This window comes from Campylobacter novaezeelandiae (assembly GCF_004323845.1).
Lineage (GTDB): Bacteria > Campylobacterota > Campylobacteria > Campylobacterales > Campylobacteraceae > Campylobacter_D > Campylobacter_D novaezeelandiae.
The window spans coordinates 20,635-37,296 of record NZ_QPGR01000008.1 but is presented as its reverse complement, the minus strand read 5'-3'; the positions used below and the strand labels follow the sequence as shown (position 1 = coordinate 37,296).

Below are 16,662 nucleotides of genomic sequence, written 5' to 3'. Positions count from 1 at the left end.
AAAGGAAAAAAATGGAAAACAATAAAAAAAATGAATTTGATGATATTATTTTAGACAAAAGCAATAAAAGTGAGAAAATTAAGAAAATTTTATTAAGAGTTATTGCTTTAGTTATTTTATTTTTAGTAATTATGATAGCAATGAAACTTATCAACGGAAATGATAACAGCGAAAAAAATATATTGCCTTCAGAGCCGATAAGCATTAATACCGATGAAAATATGGATAATCAAAATTCTTTTGAAAACATACCTATTACTCAAGAAGATTCAGCTGAAGATCAGTTTGAAATTTTAAAAAAACAAATTCAAGGTGAAGACGCAATAAATGAAAATAATACAAGCGATCAGTTAATATCAAGCATTCCACAAGAGCCTGTGCAATCACAAACAATACAGCCACAACCACAAGAACAGGAAAAAACTGTTGTTAACTCTCAACCAAAAGATAATGACATAGAAAAAAATAAACCTAGTTCTAAAAACAATACAGCGAACAATACTGTTACTAAAGCTAAAGAAGAATCAAAACCTAAAACTCAAGATCCAAAAGAGCTTTTTCAAAAAGTTGATCCAAAAGTAGAATCTTCAAGTGATTTAACTCCTGGAATATATGTTCAGATTTTTTCAGTTTCTAATGTTGATAAAAAATCAAAAGAGCTTATGGCGGTAAAACAAAAAGGTTATAATTATAAACTTTATAAAACTACAATTAACGGTAAAGAAATTACAAAAGTTCTTATTGGTCCTTTTAGTAAAGATACTATTGCTAATGAACTTGCAAAAATTCGTAAAGATATAGGAAAAGATGCTTTCTCTTTCACTTTAAAATGAAACTTTTTGGCGTTATAGGTAATCCTATTATGCATTCTAAATCCCCTAGAATGCATAATAATGCAATTAAAAATTTTGGATTTGATGCGCTTTATACGCGCTATAATTTAGAAGATAAAAATAAACTTAAAGAAGTATTGATTGATTTAAAATTTAGTGGCACAAATATTACTTTGCCTTTTAAAGAAGAAGCCTTTGCTATAGCAGATGTTAAGGATAATAGTATTTTAGATATCAAGGTTGCTAATACTTTAATTATAAAAAAATCTAAAATTTATGCTTATAATACAGATATTTTAGGATTTTTAAAGGCTATTGAAGATTTTAAAAATTTAAATAAAGTATTAATTTTAGGGGCAGGTGGAACTGCAAAAGCTATTGCTTATGCTTTAAGATATAACAATATAAAAGAAATTCATATTGCAAATCGAAATTTAACAAGATTTGATTCATTTAAAGATTTTACCACTATGCTTTATGAGGATATCAGTGATTTTAACTATGATATGGTGATTAATACTACCTCTGCTGGTCTTTGTGATGATAGTTTAGCTTGCGATAAAAAAATATTGGAAAAAGTTTTTGGTCATTGTAAGTATGCTTTTGAAGTAATTTACAATAAAGAAACTTCTTTTATAAAGCTTAGCAAAAAATATAATTTAATATATAAAAACGGTTTAGAAATGCTTTTATGGCAAGGAGTTTTTGCTTTTGAGCTTTTTTTTGAAATCAAAAATCAACAAAATAGTATTAAAAATTTTATGCTAGAAGCTTTAAATTTAGAGTAATAATTTATTCAAAAATTATTACTCCATCATCATTTTTCTGAGGATATTTTTCTTCATCATTATCGGTATTTGGATCGATTTTATCAGCATTTTGCTCTTCAAAATCTTGTGTATTAAATTCATTAAATTCTTGTGTATCTTTTATAGAAGGTTTTCCAAGATCTAGTGCCTTTGGAAGATTAGAGTATAAGGTATTTAGAAAATGTTTATAAAAAGCTAAAAAGCTTTTATCAATTTCAAAAGCTGGACGTTCTAAACCTTTATTAAGTTGTGTTGGAACACTACTAATTGATGTTTTAAACATGCCTATTCCATCATCACTTTTAATAGGATAGGTTAGGTTGATTAAAGAGTCAAGTTTAGTGTTGCTTGACATATCTGTTTTATTTTTAGGATCATAAACATTAATAAATTCAGAATTAGCTTTAAATGCTATTCCTAGTTTAGAATCAATAAAATCTCCCCCAAGAAGTTCATTAGCTTGTTGTATTTCTTTTTCTTCGATATAGATATTTACAGTTGTTTTAAGTTTATAATCTGGTTGCTTATCATCTATTTCATAGCCGGCTAAAAGCGCTATAGTTTTTATTTGTTCTTCTAAATTTTCTTTTAAAAGATCAATTTCTTTTTCGATTCTAAGTTTTAGAACAGAATTTTCAAAATAGTCAGAATAGTTATTATTTTGTTCAATATTAATTGGTTCTAGGCTAATTTTAACATTTGACTGTATAGGTTCAATTTTTGTAGGCACTTGAGGCTTGAAATTTGGCAAAGAAACATTAACAAAATTAGAACTCGTGCTAGAACAGGCACTTAAAAGTATAGCAAAAATAGTTATAAGTATATATTTTTTCATAGCAACTCACCTTTAATCTTATTTAGCTGAAATTATAGCAAGATTAAATTTTTTTTGGTATATTCTTTTAAAATTATAATTTTTATTTGGATTTATAAATTATGGAAAAATGGCAAAATATTTATTCAAATTTTGATGTGGTGGCTTTTGAATTATTTGGCTTAAAAGTTCATTGGTATGGAATAATGTATATTTTATCTTTATTGATAGCTTTGTTTTTGGCAAAACTTTTTGTTAAAAAATTTAAAATTGATATAAGCTCAAAAATGTTAGATAATTATTTTATATGGGTTGAAATAGGAGTTATCTTAGGAGCTCGTTTAGGATATATTTTAATTTATGATTCTAATACTTTATGGTATTTAACTCATCCTTGGCAGATTTTTAATCCTTATTATAACGGAGAATTCGTAGGAATTCGAGGTATGAGCTATCATGGTGCAATCATTGGCTTTTTAGTGGCTACATTTTTATTTTGTAAAAAATATAAACAAAATATGTGGATTTATTTAGATCTTGTTGCTTTAAGTGTTCCGCTAGCTTATATATTTGGTAGAATTGGAAATTTTTTAAATCAAGAGCTTTTTGGACGCGTAACAGATGTTCCTTGGGGAATTTATGTTAATGGAGTATTACGTCATCCTTCCCAACTTTATGAAGCATTTTTTGAAGGTTTTGTTGTTTTTTTAATTGTTTATTATATGAATTTAAGAAAAATTTTTAATGGAGAATTGATTATTGTTTATGCTAGTGCTTATTCTTTGGCAAGATTTTTTTGTGAATTTTATAGAGAACCGGATTTTGGCTTGGGTTATATTGTTTTTGGTTTAAGTATGGGTCAAATTTTAAGCTTATTAATGTGTATGTTATCTTTGTTATTTTATATTTATCTTAGAAAATGTAAAATAAATATTTAATTTTTATTAAAGATTTGTTACAATATAATTTGATATTTTTTTAATTCTTTAAAACTACCAAGGAGTAAAAATGGGTTGGCTTATCGAAGGATATCTAGGTAGAAGTATTGAGGGTAAAAAAAGTAAAATTCCTGCAAAATTGGATTTTATCCAAAGTGCTTCTGGGCTTTTTTTAGGATTATTTATGTGGATGCATATGCTTTTTGTATCTACGATTTTAGTGAGTGAAGATTTTTTTAACTCTGTTGTTCATTTTTTGGAATTAAAATTTGTTTATGATAATCCAATAATGAGTTATATCACTTCTTTTCTTGCGGCTTGTGTTTTAATTGTTTTTATTATTCATGCTGGTTTGGCAATGAGAAAATTTCCAATCAATTTTCGTCAATATCAGCTTTTAAAAACTCATATTAAAACCATAAAACATCAAGATACAACTTTATGGTGGACTCAAGCATTTACTGGTTTTGTAATGTTTTTTTTGGGTTCTGCACATCTTATTTTTGTAATCACAAATGCAGATAAAATTAGTGGAGAATTATCAGGAGATAGGGTTATTAGTCATTTTATGTGGCTTTTTTATATAGTGTTGTTAATTTGTGTTGAACTTCATGGTAGCATAGGTCTTTACAGACTTTGTGTTAAATGGGGATGGTTTGAAGGAAAAAATGCTAAAGAAAGTCGTAAAAAGCTTAAAACTGCTAAATGGGTTATAAGTATTTTCTTTTTAGTTTTAGGATTTTTAAGTCTTGCAGCTTTCGCAAAAATCGGTTATAAAAATTATCAAGAACAACAAATACAAAGTGTAATGATAAAAAATTATGATGGAGTAAAATATGAATATACAATATAGTGATGCTTTAATCGTTGGTGGAGGTTTAGCTGGACTTAGAGCAGCAATTGAAGTAGCTAAAAGTGGACAAAGTGTTACGCTTTTAAGTATCTGTCCTGTAAAAAGATCGCACTCTGCAGCAGTTCAAGGTGGAATGCAAGCAAGTTTAGCAAATGGTGCTAAGGGTGAAGGAGATAATGAAGATTTGCATTTTGCAGATACTGTTAAAGGGAGCGATTGGGGTTGCGATCAAGAAGTAGCAAGAATGTTTGCTCAAACTGCTCCAAAAGCAGTTAGAGAACTTGCTGCGTGGGGTGTTCCTTGGACCAGAATTAAAAAAGGACCAAGATCTGTAGTTATTAATGCACAAAAAACAACTATAGAAGAAAAAAGTGAAGCTCACGGACTTATTAATGCAAGAGATTTTGGTGGAACAAAAAAGTGGAGAACTTGTTATATTGCTGATGCTACTGGCCATTGTATGCTTTATGGTGTAGCAAATGAGGCTATTAAATATCAAGTAAAAATTATAGATAGAATGGAAGCTGTGCGTATTATACATGATGGTAAAAAATGTTTAGGCGTTATAGCAAGAGATCTTACAAATGGTCAACTTATTGCTTATGTAGCAAGAGGAACTATGATAGCAACAGGTGGTTATGGAAGAATTTATAAACAAACTACTAATGCTGTTATTTGCGAAGGAACTGGAGCTGCTATTGCTCTTGAAACAGGACTTTGCAGACTTTCAAATATGGAAGCAGTGCAATTTCACCCAACTCCTATTGTTCCAAGTGGAATTTTGCTTACTGAGGGTTGTCGTGGAGATGGTGGCATTTTACGCGATGTTGATGGATATCGTTTTATGCCAGATTATGAACCAGAGAAAAAAGAACTTGCAAGTCGTGATGTTGTAAGCCGTCGTATGATGGAGCATATACGCAAAGGAAAAGGGGTTAAAAGCCCATATGGAGATCATTTATGGCTTGATATTTCTATCCTTGGTCGTGCTCATATTGAAAAGAATTTAAGAGATGTTCAAGATATTTGTAAAACTTTCAATGGTATAGATCCAGCTGATGAGGGACCAAAAGGATGGGCTCCTGTATTGCCTATGCAACATTACTCAATGGGTGGAATTAGAACCAAGCCAACAGGTGAAAGTCAGTGGCTTGAAGGACTTTTTGCTTGTGGAGAAGCAGCTTGCTGGGATATGCACGGTTTTAATCGTTTAGGTGGAAATTCATGTGCTGAAACTGTTGTTGCAGGTATGATAGTGGGTGATTATTTTGCTGATTATTGTAAAAATAATGGTGAAGTTATTGATACAAATATCGTTAAAGATTTTCTAAGCAAAGAATATCAATATTTAAAATCCTTGGTTGACAAAGAGGGTAAATTTGATGTTTTTGAAATTAAGAATAAAATGAAAGATATTATGTGGGAAAAAGTTGCTATTTTTAGAACAGGAGAAGGTTTAAAAGAAGCTGTAGATGAACTTGAAAAATTATATCAAGAATCTTTAGATCTTAAACTACATAATAAAGAATTAGACTGTGCAAATCCAGAATTAGAAGAAGCTTATAGAGTTCCTAGAATGCTTAAAATCGCTTTATGTGTTGCTTATGGAGCACTTTTAAGAACAGAAAGTAGAGGGGCACATTTTAGAGAAGATTATCCAAAAAGAGATGATTTAAATTGGATGAAAAGAACAAATACTTATTGGGTTGAAGGTGAAACTTTGCCACGCGTAGAGTATGAAGATCTTGACATTATGAAAATGGAAATACCTCCAGCATTTAGAGGTTACGGGGCAAAAGGAAATATTATAGAAAATCCTTTAAGTCAAAAACGTCAAGAAGAGGTTGATGCAATCCGTTCTAAAATGGAAGCTGAAGGCAAAGGACGCTATGAAATTCAAGAAGCTTTAATGCCTTATGAATTACAAGAAAAATATAAAAAACCAAACCAAAGAATAGGAGTTGATTATGAGTAGAAAATTAACAATTAAAGCTTTTAAGTATAATCCTTTGAGTAAGATTTCAAAACCTCATTTTGTTACTTATGAACTCGAAGAGACTCCTTTTATGACGGTTTTTGTTTGTCTTACTTTAATCCGTGAAAAAATGGATGCGGATTTAAGTTTTGATTTTGTTTGTCGTGCTGGAATTTGTGGATCTTGTGCGATGATGATCAATGGAGTTCCAAAGCTTGCGTGTAGAACTCTTACTAAAGATTATCCTGATGGAGTTATAGAGCTTATGCCACTTCCAGCTTTTAGGCATATTAAAGATTTAAGTGTTAATACTGGCGAATGGTTTGAAGATATGTGTAAAAAAGTTGAGAGTTGGGTACATCATGATAAAGAAGTTGACATTTCAAAACTTGAAGAAAGAATAGAACCTGAAGTAGCTGATGAAACTTTTGAATTAGATCGTTGTATAGAGTGTGGAATTTGTGTTGCTTCTTGTGCAACGAAATTAATGAGACCAGATTTTATAGCAGCAACTGGGCTTTTAAGAACAGCAAGATATTTACAAGATCCTCATGATGATAGAACTATAGAGGACTTTTATGAACTTGTAGGCGATGATGATGGAGTCTTTGGTTGTATGTCATTGCTTGCTTGTGAGGATAATTGTCCAAAAGAATTACCTCTTCAGAGTAAAATTGCTTATATGAGAAGACAATTAGTTGCTCAAAAAAATAAATAATCCCAAAAAAGGGATTATTTATAATATTGTTTGTTAAATTGTGTTATAAATTAGATTTTATAATGCTTTTTAAGGAAAATAATGAAAAAGATCTTTTTAATTTTAATTTTCTTCAATATTCTTTTCTCTAATGATCTTGATAATGCTTTGAAATTTTATGACAATAAGAACTATAAAAAAGCTTATGAAATTTTCAATGAGCTTTGTGAAAAATCAAATTCAAGAGCTTGTTTTTCTTTGGCTTACATGTATGAGAATGCCCAAGGAGTTTTAAAAGATTTGCAAAAAGCTTATAAATTTTATGATAAGTCTTGTTCATTAGGTTTAAAACAGGCTTGTTCTAATTTAGCTCTTTTGATGCAAGATCAAGGTTTTTTTAATGAAGCTATTTTAGTCTTTAACAAGGCATGTAAATTAAATGATACTCAAAGTTGTAATACTGTAGGTCTTTTTTATGAAAAAGAAAAAGATGGAAAATTAGCTTTAAGTTTTTATAAAAAATCTTGTGCTTTAAAAGATCCTAGAGCATGTTATAAAATAGGTTTTTTATATGAAAAAGGTGAGCTTATCAAGCAAAATTTAAATCAAGCTTTGTATTTTTATAAACAGTCTTGTTCCTTTGGCTTTGGAGAGGCTTGCTATCTTTTGGGACGTTATAATCAATTTGAAAAAAATGATATAAAAACAGCAAAAAGGTATTTTGGAATAGCTTGTGATCAAAAACATTTACAAGCTTGTGAAGCCTATAAAGATTTAAACAATAAAGATATAAAGATTTATTAAATTTAATAATTTAAATATTAAGATTTTGTAAATTAAAATATATTTTTAATTTTCTTATATTAATAAGTCTTTTCGTTATAAAAAATTCATAAATATTTTATGGTTAAATATAAACTAAATTAAAAATATTATATTGCGATTTGTTATTTTAAGTGCAGTTTTATAATATTTTAATTTTTTATTTTCACAAAAAATATAAATTATATTTTAATATAAAGTGTTAAAATAGAAACTTTAAAATCATAATCAAGATAAAAACAAATTCATTTGGTAAAAGAAGTTGATAATTGCAAAAGTCAATACACCTATCCATCGTAGATAAAAATACATATAAATAAATTAATAATCAAAAAGATTTGATAATATTAAAATAATTTTAGATTTGTAAGTATAAAATAGCCTATCAAAGATAGGCTAAAAGTTTTTAGAATTTGTAAAGAGCTTGAAGTCTTACAGTATTGTGATCTGCGCTACCAGCATTTTTTCTATCAACGTTTAGGTATGAGTAGAATGCTGAGAAGTCAAGTTTTGGAGAGTATTTGTAGTTTACTCTTGCAACTGCTTCCATTTTATCTCCACCAAATCCAACAAGATCAGTTTTAGTTCCACCATAGATGAAGTCTCCACCTACACGCACAGTTTCGTTAAAAGTATAACCTGCTGTTACATAACCAAAAGTGTTTTGACCATAGTCTCCACTTAGTCTAGAGCCATCAGTATAGAAAATTTCTTCACCAGCAAGTAAAGAGCCTAAATTTCCTTGATCTTCAAGAACAGTTATAGTAACACCATCTTTTTTACCGTAGTATAAACCACCAAGTGTAGCGTCCCAACCGCCAAATTCAACAGTTCCTCTTAAGGCAAAGAAATTATTATTTTTTCCATCCCAACTTACTGGTTTGCTGTTAACAGGGTTATTATTTGTTCCTTTTACGCTATTATCTACAGAATTTCCGAGATAAGCACCTTCTAGAGTCCATTTTACTCCATCAAATACAGTTGTGCTATAAGCTACATCAAGAGCATATAAGAATGCAGTATCAGACATATAAGCTAACCATAATTGAGAGTTGATATCTCCACCAAAAACATTATAGCTTGCAAGTGCAGCACCACCATAAATATTTTTTTCCCAATTTAAAAGTTGTAGAGTATCAGTTTCTTGTTCTGTTCTTGCGTTTGTACTATCTACAGCAAAAGCAGCTAAAGTGATACCATCGATGCTGTTATTTACTACTTTGATACCTGTTCCAACTAAACCATCGATACCATTGTCAGTCCAGATAGTATTTAGTTGTTGTTTACCTGCGATCACGCTTGTAGCAAAGTCATCATTTGTGTAAGTTAAGTATAATTGACGAACGCTAAGTCCTTTACTTGTATTACTTACATTAGGGTTGTATTGAGGTGAGTTTGGATCTGGTTGATAAGCACCATAACCACCATCGTTAGCACTATAGTCAAGTTGCATAAAAGCTTTGAAATTATCAGCTATAGCACCGCTAAAGTTGATTTGCGCTCTGTATTTATGTTGTTGTTTACTACCGTTAAGTTGATCATTTTTGATTGGTTCAAATTTTTTATCAAATGTTCCAGTGTCATATCTGTATCTTAAAACTCCAGATACATCGATATCTTTAAGTACTTCTTCTAAAGGAGCAGCATTTGCTACTGAAAAAGCGCCTGCAGCCATAGCTGCTACTAAACTAAGTTTAACTAGTTTCATAAAATTTCTCCTTATTTAAATATCTACGCCGGCAATTGTATCATAAAAAAGTATTATATTTTCTTAATGTATACTTAAATAGTAATTAAATTTATGATAAATGCTTGATAACAAATTAAAACGCTCAAAAATTTTGAGCGTTTTTCAAAGGAGTTAAGATTATGAAGTTTTTATGTTAGTTTAATGCTAAGAAGTATAAAATTCAAAAGTTAATGATGTGTAATAATTAACTATTTTTTAAAATGTCGATATTGGATTAATCATATTAAAAGGAGTTAATATGCAAATAAACGCGTATTCTAATGTAGCTATGCAGATTAATAACAACAAACTTAGTTCTCAAACAAGAGAGACAAACACTCAAAGTGCAAATTCTAGTAAAAATATAGATAAAAAAGTTCTTGATCAACTTAGTGCTATAGGTGGCAAGGGAATGAGCGCTATATATTTGGCTGAATTTGAACAAAAGGCTTTTAATGCTGTAAGTGGCAGCATGAGTGCTCAAAATGGAGTTTTTAATCTTTTTTATCAAGATGATCTTAGTAAAGCACAAGGAATTCTTTCAGGGATAGATTTTGCATCTATAGGATATTTTGGAAAAAATCCAATGAATATGAACTCAAACGAGTTAGAAGATTTACTTGGTGAAAATGGTTTTTTTGGTGTGCAAAATACTGCAGATCGTATAGCTGATTTTGTTATACAAGGCGCAGGAAATGATGCAGAAAAGCTAAAAAAAGGTATAGAAGGAATGAAAAGAGGCTTTGAAGAAGCTTCAAAAATGTGGGGTGGGAAATTGCCTCAAATTAGCCAAGATACTATGGATAAGGCCTTAGAAAAAGTTAATCAACGTTTAGATGAGCTTGGTGGAAAAACTTTAGATATCCAAATTTAATTCTTATTTTAACAACCTTAGCCAATGTTGAGGTTGTTGAATCCAAACTCCTTATAAACTAAATTCTTTATTTCAAATATTTATTTGTCTAAAATCTTTTTTGTATCTTCTTAGTGAAAATTTTAAAATTTATATAATGTTTTGATTTATTGATATTTTTTAAATTTTCGTATTAGAGTTTATACTTTTTATTTGAAAATAAAATACAAAATTATTTATAATAATTTAAGGTATAAATTGATTTAAGCTTTATTTGCTTTGCAATGTATAATAGTATTATATTTTGCAATAAAGGAGTGATTTATGGAATTTAAAATTTTAGATAATGGACGCATACAAAGCAAAGGTTATGCAATGTTAGATAAAAATGCTAAATTTAGTCCTTTTGAGTTTAGTCGTCATGCTATAGGAGAATATGATATTTTAGTAAAAATTCTTTATGCTGGAATTTGTCATAGTGATATTCATACTGCAAGGAGCGAGTGGGGTGAAGCTATATATCCTTGCGTTCCAGGTCATGAGATAGCAGGAGAAGTCGTAGCTGTTGGTTCAAAAGTGAGTAAATTTAAAGTTGGTGATTATGCTGGAATTGGATGTATGGTAAATTCTTGCGGAGAGTGTGAGTCTTGTAAAAATTCACAAGAGCAATTTTGTGAGCAAGGAAAAACAGTTTTTACTTACAATAGTAAAGATTGCTTTCATGATAATGAAAATACTTATGGCGGGTATTCTAATAATATAGTTGTAAGTGAAAAATTTGCCGTATGTGTTCCAAAAGATGCTCCACTTGAAAAAGTTGCTCCTTTACTTTGTGCAGGAATTACTACTTACTCTCCTTTAAAATTTTCTAATATCAAAGAGGGTTCAAAAGTGGCTATAGCAGGTTTTGGTGGTCTTGGTATGATGGGGGTTAAATACGCTGTTAAAATGGGTGCTAAAGTAAGTGTTTTTGCTAGAAATGAGAACAAAAAGCAAGATGCTTTAAATATGGGTGTAAGTAGTTTTTATACAAGCACTGATAAAAATATCGTAAAAGAAAGATTTGATTTTATTATTTCAACTATACCAACTGCTTATGATCCTGTTGCATATTTAGAATTGCTTAAATTCGGTGGTGAAATGGCTATTGTTGGACTTCCACCTTTAGAAAATGAAATAAATATTAATATAAAAGAACTTATATTTAAAGCTGGAAAAAAAGTTTATGGTTCTTTAATAGGCGGAATTGCTGAGACTCAAGAAATGCTTGATTTTTCACTAAAGCATCAAATTTATCCAGAGATTGAACTTATAAAGCCAAATGAAATCGATAAGGCTTATGAAAATCTTACTTCAGGTAAAGCAAAATTTCGTTATGTGATTGATATGAGATAGTTTTACTCCGGTTTTATGATTTTTTTTGGTATTATTAGAGTTTTATTTAAGGAGTTAAAATGAATACTATACTTTTACTTAATGGTGCAAAAAAATTTGGTAGTTCTAATGGTGAACTTAATCTTACTTTACATAATCTTGCCATTGAAACCCTTAAAGAATTAGATTATAATATCAATGAAACTCATATTGATCGTGGTTATGATGCAGAGAATGAAGTTCAAAAAATTTTAAATTCTGATGTGATAATTTATCAAATGCCAGGTTGGTGGATGGGTGAGCCTTGGATAGTTAAAAAATATATAGATGAGGTTTTTACCGCCGGATATACGCGTTTGTTTGCAAATGATGGACGTAGTCATACAGATCCAACTAAAAATTATGGTAAAGGCGGACTTTTACAAGGAAAAAAATATATGTTTTCTCTTACTTGGAATGCTCCAGCTGAAGCTTTTAATGAGAAAGATGAATTTTTTGAAGGTGTTGGAGTTGATGGAGTTTATTTGCATTTGCATAAAGCAAATCAGTTTTTGGGAATGAGTGCTTTACCGACTTTTATTTGCTATGATGTAGTTAAAAATCCTCAGATTGAAAAATATTTAAGCGAATACAAAAATCATTTAAAAAATATTTTTGCAATTTAAGTTTATTTTAAATTGCAAGATAAATTATTCTTAAAGCAAGGATTTAATAAGCTAAAATAAATTAAATTTTTCTAAGTTTAAAAAATTTTATCCATGATTTTAAATCAAATTTATCTTTTATAAATACCTAAAAAACTTCTTTGATGATTTTTGTATACAATAGATTATTTTAAATATTTAGATTTTGATGATTTTTATCTAAATTTTTGATTGCATCTTGATAAATACTTAAAGAAAAAGTTATATAATCTTTTAAAATTTAAGGATTGATGATGAAGAAGTTAATATTATTTTTTATTTTTTTAAGTTTTTGTTTTAGTCAAGATATTAGATTGTTTGGCTATACAAAGGGTGCAAAAGTTATAGAGGTAAAATTAAAGGATATAAGAATTAATTCAATAGAAAATATTGTTTATTCTCAGGTATCAACAAATGGTAGCATTAGAGGTTTGCATATGTCTTTGTTAATTCCTCAAACTGATGTTTTAAAACCTGCTATTCTTTATTTTCCTGGGGGTGGTTTTATGTCTGCTAATTATTTTAAATATTCTCAGATGAGAATGGCTCTAGCAAAAGCGGGATTTGTTGTAGCTTCTGTGGAATACCGCGTAATTCCTGATAAATTTCCAGCCCTTGTAGTTGATGCAAAATCAGCCATAAGATATTTAAGAGCTCATGCTAAAGAATATGGTATTGATCCGATGAAAATTGGTGTTTTAGGAGATTCAGCAGGAGGGTATTTGGCTCAGATGGCGGGAGTGACAGATGATAAAATCTTTGAGCAAGGAGAATATTTAGATAAAGATTCTAAAGTTCAAGCTGTGGCTACAATTTATGGAATTTCTAATCTTTTAAATATCGGTGAGGGATTTTCAAAAGAAGTGCAAGAAGTTCATCACTCTTTAGCCGTAACAGAGGCTTTATTGGTAAATGGGGTAGCTTTTAGAGATTTTGCAGGATTAAGTATCCAAGCAGATCCTAAAAAAGCACTTTTTGCTAGTCCTTTAGGTCATATTAAAGGTAAAAAGCCACCTTTTTTAATAATGCACGGTAGTGCAGATACATTGGTATCTCCAATACAAAGCAAGCAACTTTACGAGGCTTTAAAGAAAGAAGGTAATGAAGCAGAATATATCCTTATAAAGGGAGCAAATCACGGGGATATTTATTGGTATCAAGATGAAGTTATTAATCTAGTAGTTAAGTGGTTTAAGAAAAATCTAGCCTCAAAAGATAAAAAAGGAATGCAAAATTTACAAAATCTAAATAACAATCTTTAAGAAAAGGGTTAAAATATAGATTTTTTAAAATAATTTAAATCTTTTATGTAAATGTTTTAATTAGAATACATAAAAGATTTTACTAAATAAGAAGAGTTTTAACTAGGAATTAGAATTTATTGTATTTAGATAAAAAATTCTTTGATTTGATCTTTATCTTTCAAAGGCTTGCATTCATAAATTTTATCTTTAAAGCCTAGTTTGTATTTTTTTCCCTCTTCACATTTTGTATAAGTTAGGGCGATTTTTAAAGCTAAATTTAAATCTTCTTCATTAATATTAGTATCCACTAAAGAGTAAGCCCCAATGAGATCAAAAAGTTTAATTTCTTCATATTTAGAAGTTTTTAAATTTCTTAAAAGTTCATTTTCTAATTCATTGCGACCAATGATCATTTTAGAATTATTAGGTAGTCTTAAATGTCTTCCGTATTTTAGAAGTTGGGCGTCATTTACTTCCATATTTTTATCAAATGATATAAAATCTTTAATTTTTTTAGAAAAGCTTTCAATAGTTAGCAAACAACCTCCACCTGGGCTTTCAAAATCTTCAAGATTAAATTTTTTTGCAAGTTCAAGTTGTCTTTTGCGACTTCTGCCACTAATGCCTTCTAATTTTTCTCTATCAACCCAACCTTCTCTTTCTGGTTTTGTTGGGGTTAAATTTTTAGCACACATAGGACGTAAAATAAGATCTTCTTCATCTTGGGCTAAGGTTTTTACTTTTGTCATAGCGTCTAATCTCTGACTCATAGGACGTTGTCCTAAAACTTCACCTGTAATGATAAAATTTGCATTTTCATCTTTTAACATAGAAAGGGCTGTTTTAAACATAAAAGCGTGACAATCAATACAAGGGTTAAAATGTTTTCCATAGCCATATTTTGGACTAAAAAGAACTTTTTGAAGATATTCATTTCTTACATCTATCATCTCAAATGAAGCTCCCACCATAGCCGCACGTTTTGCCATAATTTCGCTTTTATCACTTGTACTTCCAAAGCCTATATTAATATTTAAAGCTTTAACTTCTATTCCTTGAGAGGTGATAAGCTTCATAGCAAGCATGCTATCAAGACCTCCGCTAAAAAGTGCTAATGCTTTCATCATTTCCTTTCTAAAATTTAATAAAAGCGTAATTTTATCTTAAAAAATTATACAATGGCTTAAAAAGGATGTTCATTTTCTTTTAAATTTAATTCTATAAAAGTAAAGTAGTTTTTTGAAAATATTTTATAAAGATGTTTAAAAAGTGATTCTAAATTTTCTTCATTTTTTTCTTGTTTTAAGGTCGTTAAACAATCTTTTAAAAAAATAAAAAGTTCATTTTGATTAAGATTTTTTTTGAGTTTTTCGCTATTTTTTTCAAGTAAAGAAAAAATTTGTTTTTTTAATGCGAGATTTGTTTTTTTAATGCTGATTTGATTTAAAAAAGCAAGATTGATTTTGCAAATTCCTAGTAAAAATTCATTTTCATTTTCTAATTTTCTAAAATTTCTTAAATAGAGTTCTCTTATATCAGAATCTTCTAAATTTATATTTTGGAAGATTTTTTCTAAAATATTTCGATGTTTAAAGCATGCTTTATCACTGATTAAATGAAAAAGTTCTCTAGCCTTTTTCTCTCTTAATAAATAATCTAAAATTTCAAATTCACTTAGATAAATTTTTTGCGAGATATTATAGGTATTAACTAAGTTTTTATTTTGAGAGGATTTTTTGCTAAGATGAATAAAATTTTCTTCAACTCCTAAAAGTTTTGAGACTAAAGTTTTATATGAATTAGCTATCAATGGTTCAAGTAAAAAGGTATATTTTTGTATATTTTCTAAAGCCTTTTGTTTATCAAGTATAGTTTTTAAAGGAAGATTATCAAGCATAGTTTTAATATAAAATTCTCCAAGTTCTATTCCTTGTTCTAGTAAGTTAAATAAAACTTTATTTTGATTGTTTGCTACAAGTTCAGCAGGATCTTTTCCCCCTTCAAGTAAAATTACTTTACCATCTATTTTGTTGGTGCTTAGTAAAAATGCTGATTTAAAAGCAGCTTGCAAACCTGCATTATCATTATCAAAGCATAAAACCGCTTTAGCATCATAACGTTTAATCAAAGGAAGATGATTTTTGGTTAGAGCTGTTCCTAAAACAGCTACAGCGTTATTTAATCCTGCTTTATGAAAAGCAATAGCATCCATATAACCTTCACAAATAATTATTTCTTTTTTTTGAGCTATATAATCTTTTGCAAGGTTAAAAGCATAAAAAATTCTGGATTTATCAAAAAGTTTATTTTGGGGTGAATTAACGTATTTGGCCAAATTTGAAGAATTTAGTGTGCGTCCTCCAAAACCTACTAATATATTTTTGTGATCATATATAGGAAAAGTTATTCTTTGAATAAAGCTAGCGTAAAATTCTTTATCTTGATTTTTGATAGCTCCAACTTCTAATGCATCTTGAAAATTAATATTTTCATTTGTTAAAAGTCTTAAGGTTTCTTCTGATTTGGGTGCAAAACCTAGTTCGAATTTTTTAATATCTTGATCATCTAATTTCCTTGAATAAAGATAAGTCAAAATTTCTTTATGTTTTGGTAAGTTTTCTTTATAAAAAGCATTAAGCAAAGGTAAGATATATTTTAGATCTTTTTGATTTTCTTTTTTTTCTTTGGTGTAAGTTAAAGTAAAATTACTTAAATTGGCTATTTTTTCAACGGCCTCTTTAAAACTTATTTTTTCATAATCCATAACAAATTTAAAAACATCTCCACCTGCTTTACAAGAAAAGCAATGATAAAAACCTTTTTGAGAGTTGATGTGCATAGAGGGATTTTTATCATTATGAAAAGGGCAAACACAAATATAGCTTGAGCCTTGTTTTTTTACTTCAATAAAATGAGAAATAATATCAACAATGTCTATTCTTTGACTTAAATTTTCTATACTTGCTTTATCAATCATTTTTTAAACCTTGATAAAATTATACAAAGATTTGGCTATAATAGATATAAAAATTAAAGTT

At 28.9% G+C, this 16,662-nt stretch carries 15 protein-coding genes; 11 read left to right on the top strand and 4 right to left on the bottom strand.

Annotated elements, in window-relative coordinates:
- Positions 1-11: 11 nt before the first annotated feature.
- The gene (locus DU473_RS05135; protein WP_131163739.1) at positions 12-833 is read left to right on the top strand and encodes an SPOR domain-containing protein; all 822 of its coding nucleotides are present in this window, start codon (positions 12-14) and stop codon (positions 831-833) included.
- Positions 830-1,621 (top strand): shikimate dehydrogenase, encoded by a 792-nt coding sequence (locus DU473_RS05130; protein ID WP_131163738.1) that lies wholly within the window; start codon positions 830-832, stop codon positions 1,619-1,621. Before DU473_RS05135 ends, DU473_RS05130 begins: the two co-directional genes overlap by 4 nt.
- A gap of 4 nt (positions 1,622-1,625) precedes the next feature.
- Here DU473_RS05130 and DU473_RS05125 read toward each other — a convergent pair whose 3' ends face one another.
- Positions 1,626-2,477 (bottom strand): YajG family lipoprotein, encoded by an 852-nt coding sequence (locus tag DU473_RS05125; RefSeq protein WP_131163737.1) that lies wholly within the window; start codon positions 2,475-2,477, stop codon positions 1,626-1,628.
- Between the two features lie 101 nt (positions 2,478-2,578).
- Between DU473_RS05125 and lgt the strand changes: the two genes are divergently transcribed.
- The 5 genes from lgt (at position 2,579) to DU473_RS05100 (ending at position 7,723) form a co-directional block, all read left to right on the top strand.
- Positions 2,579-3,394: a prolipoprotein diacylglyceryl transferase gene (gene lgt, locus DU473_RS05120; RefSeq protein WP_131163736.1), complete on the top strand. Its 816-nt coding sequence runs from the start codon at positions 2,579-2,581 to the stop codon at positions 3,392-3,394.
- 70 nt (positions 3,395-3,464) lie between these two features.
- Complete coding sequence (locus DU473_RS05115; protein WP_131163735.1) at positions 3,465-4,247, top strand: fumarate reductase cytochrome b subunit; 783 nt, start codon at positions 3,465-3,467, stop codon at positions 4,245-4,247.
- Entirely contained in the window at positions 4,231-6,222 is a 1,992-nt protein-coding gene (locus DU473_RS05110; protein WP_131163734.1) for a fumarate reductase flavoprotein subunit, read from the top strand. Before DU473_RS05115 ends, DU473_RS05110 begins: the two co-directional genes overlap by 17 nt.
- Positions 6,215-6,940 carry a fumarate reductase iron-sulfur subunit gene (locus DU473_RS05105; protein ID WP_131163733.1) on the top strand — a complete coding sequence of 242 codons (726 nt, stop codon included), beginning with the start codon at positions 6,215-6,217 and terminating at the stop codon, positions 6,938-6,940. Before DU473_RS05110 ends, DU473_RS05105 begins: the two co-directional genes overlap by 8 nt.
- Before the next feature lie 81 nt (positions 6,941-7,021).
- Positions 7,022-7,723 carry a tetratricopeptide repeat protein gene (locus DU473_RS05100; RefSeq protein WP_131163732.1) on the top strand — a complete coding sequence of 234 codons (702 nt, stop codon included), beginning with the start codon at positions 7,022-7,024 and terminating at the stop codon, positions 7,721-7,723.
- 424 nt (positions 7,724-8,147) lie between these two features.
- Here the strand turns inward: DU473_RS05100 and DU473_RS05095 are convergent, their stop codons facing one another.
- Positions 8,148-9,449 (bottom strand): major outer membrane protein, encoded by a 1,302-nt coding sequence (locus DU473_RS05095; protein ID WP_131163731.1) that lies wholly within the window; start codon positions 9,447-9,449, stop codon positions 8,148-8,150.
- 280 nt (positions 9,450-9,729) lie between these two features.
- On the opposite strand from DU473_RS05095, the gene DU473_RS05090 reads away from it, so the two are divergent.
- From DU473_RS05090 to DU473_RS05075, 4 genes are all read left to right on the top strand, one after another.
- On the top strand, positions 9,730-10,344 hold the full coding sequence (locus tag DU473_RS05090) for a hypothetical protein (protein ID WP_131163730.1): 615 nt from the start codon (positions 9,730-9,732) through the stop codon (positions 10,342-10,344).
- A gap of 303 nt (positions 10,345-10,647) precedes the next feature.
- Positions 10,648-11,718: an NAD(P)-dependent alcohol dehydrogenase gene (locus tag DU473_RS05085; RefSeq protein ID WP_131186651.1), complete on the top strand. Its 1,071-nt coding sequence runs from the start codon at positions 10,648-10,650 to the stop codon at positions 11,716-11,718.
- Positions 11,719-11,777: 59 nt separating this feature from the next.
- Positions 11,778-12,362 (top strand): NAD(P)H-dependent oxidoreductase, encoded by a 585-nt coding sequence (locus DU473_RS05080; protein ID WP_131166234.1) that lies wholly within the window; start codon positions 11,778-11,780, stop codon positions 12,360-12,362.
- 272 nt (positions 12,363-12,634) lie between these two features.
- Positions 12,635-13,642 carry an alpha/beta hydrolase gene (locus DU473_RS05075; protein WP_208332046.1) on the top strand — a complete coding sequence of 336 codons (1,008 nt, stop codon included), beginning with the start codon at positions 12,635-12,637 and terminating at the stop codon, positions 13,640-13,642.
- Positions 13,643-13,767: 125 nt separating this feature from the next.
- On the opposite strand, the gene DU473_RS05070 is transcribed toward DU473_RS05075, so the two are convergent.
- Together DU473_RS05070 and dnaG are read right to left on the bottom strand one after the other, a co-directional pair.
- A complete protein-coding gene (locus DU473_RS05070; protein WP_131163726.1) occupies positions 13,768-14,748 on the bottom strand; it encodes an MnmA/TRMU family protein in 981 nt (326 codons plus the stop codon).
- A 59-nt stretch (positions 14,749-14,807) separates the two neighbouring features.
- Positions 14,808-16,601 carry a DNA primase gene (dnaG, locus tag DU473_RS05065; protein ID WP_131186650.1) on the bottom strand — a complete coding sequence of 598 codons (1,794 nt, stop codon included), beginning with the start codon at positions 16,599-16,601 and terminating at the stop codon, positions 14,808-14,810.
- Positions 16,602-16,662: the final 61 nt, after the last annotated feature.

Bases quoted from the DNA above. Each gene is read 5' to 3' on its own strand.
- DU473_RS05135 (WP_131163739.1), top strand. From the start codon at position 12: ATGGAAAACAATAAAAAAAATGAATTTGATGATATTATTTTAGACAAA.
- DU473_RS05130 (WP_131163738.1), top strand. From the start codon at position 830: ATGAAACTTTTTGGCGTTATAGGTAATCCTATTATGCATTCTAAATCC.
- DU473_RS05125 (WP_131163737.1), bottom strand. From the start codon at position 2,477: ATGAAAAAATATATACTTATAACTATTTTTGCTATACTTTTAAGTGCC.
- lgt (WP_131163736.1), top strand. From the start codon at position 2,579: ATGGAAAAATGGCAAAATATTTATTCAAATTTTGATGTGGTGGCTTTT.
- DU473_RS05115 (WP_131163735.1), top strand. From the start codon at position 3,465: ATGGGTTGGCTTATCGAAGGATATCTAGGTAGAAGTATTGAGGGTAAA.
- DU473_RS05110 (WP_131163734.1), top strand. From the start codon at position 4,231: ATGAATATACAATATAGTGATGCTTTAATCGTTGGTGGAGGTTTAGCT.
- DU473_RS05105 (WP_131163733.1), top strand. From the start codon at position 6,215: ATGAGTAGAAAATTAACAATTAAAGCTTTTAAGTATAATCCTTTGAGT.
- DU473_RS05100 (WP_131163732.1), top strand. From the start codon at position 7,022: ATGAAAAAGATCTTTTTAATTTTAATTTTCTTCAATATTCTTTTCTCT.
- DU473_RS05095 (WP_131163731.1), bottom strand. From the start codon at position 9,449: ATGAAACTAGTTAAACTTAGTTTAGTAGCAGCTATGGCTGCAGGCGCT.
- DU473_RS05090 (WP_131163730.1), top strand. From the start codon at position 9,730: ATGCAAATAAACGCGTATTCTAATGTAGCTATGCAGATTAATAACAAC.
- DU473_RS05085 (WP_131186651.1), top strand. From the start codon at position 10,648: ATGGAATTTAAAATTTTAGATAATGGACGCATACAAAGCAAAGGTTAT.
- DU473_RS05080 (WP_131166234.1), top strand. From the start codon at position 11,778: ATGAATACTATACTTTTACTTAATGGTGCAAAAAAATTTGGTAGTTCT.
- DU473_RS05075 (WP_208332046.1), top strand. From the start codon at position 12,635: ATGAAGAAGTTAATATTATTTTTTATTTTTTTAAGTTTTTGTTTTAGT.
- DU473_RS05070 (WP_131163726.1), bottom strand. From the start codon at position 14,748: ATGAAAGCATTAGCACTTTTTAGCGGAGGTCTTGATAGCATGCTTGCT.
- dnaG (WP_131186650.1), bottom strand. From the start codon at position 16,601: ATGATTGATAAAGCAAGTATAGAAAATTTAAGTCAAAGAATAGACATT.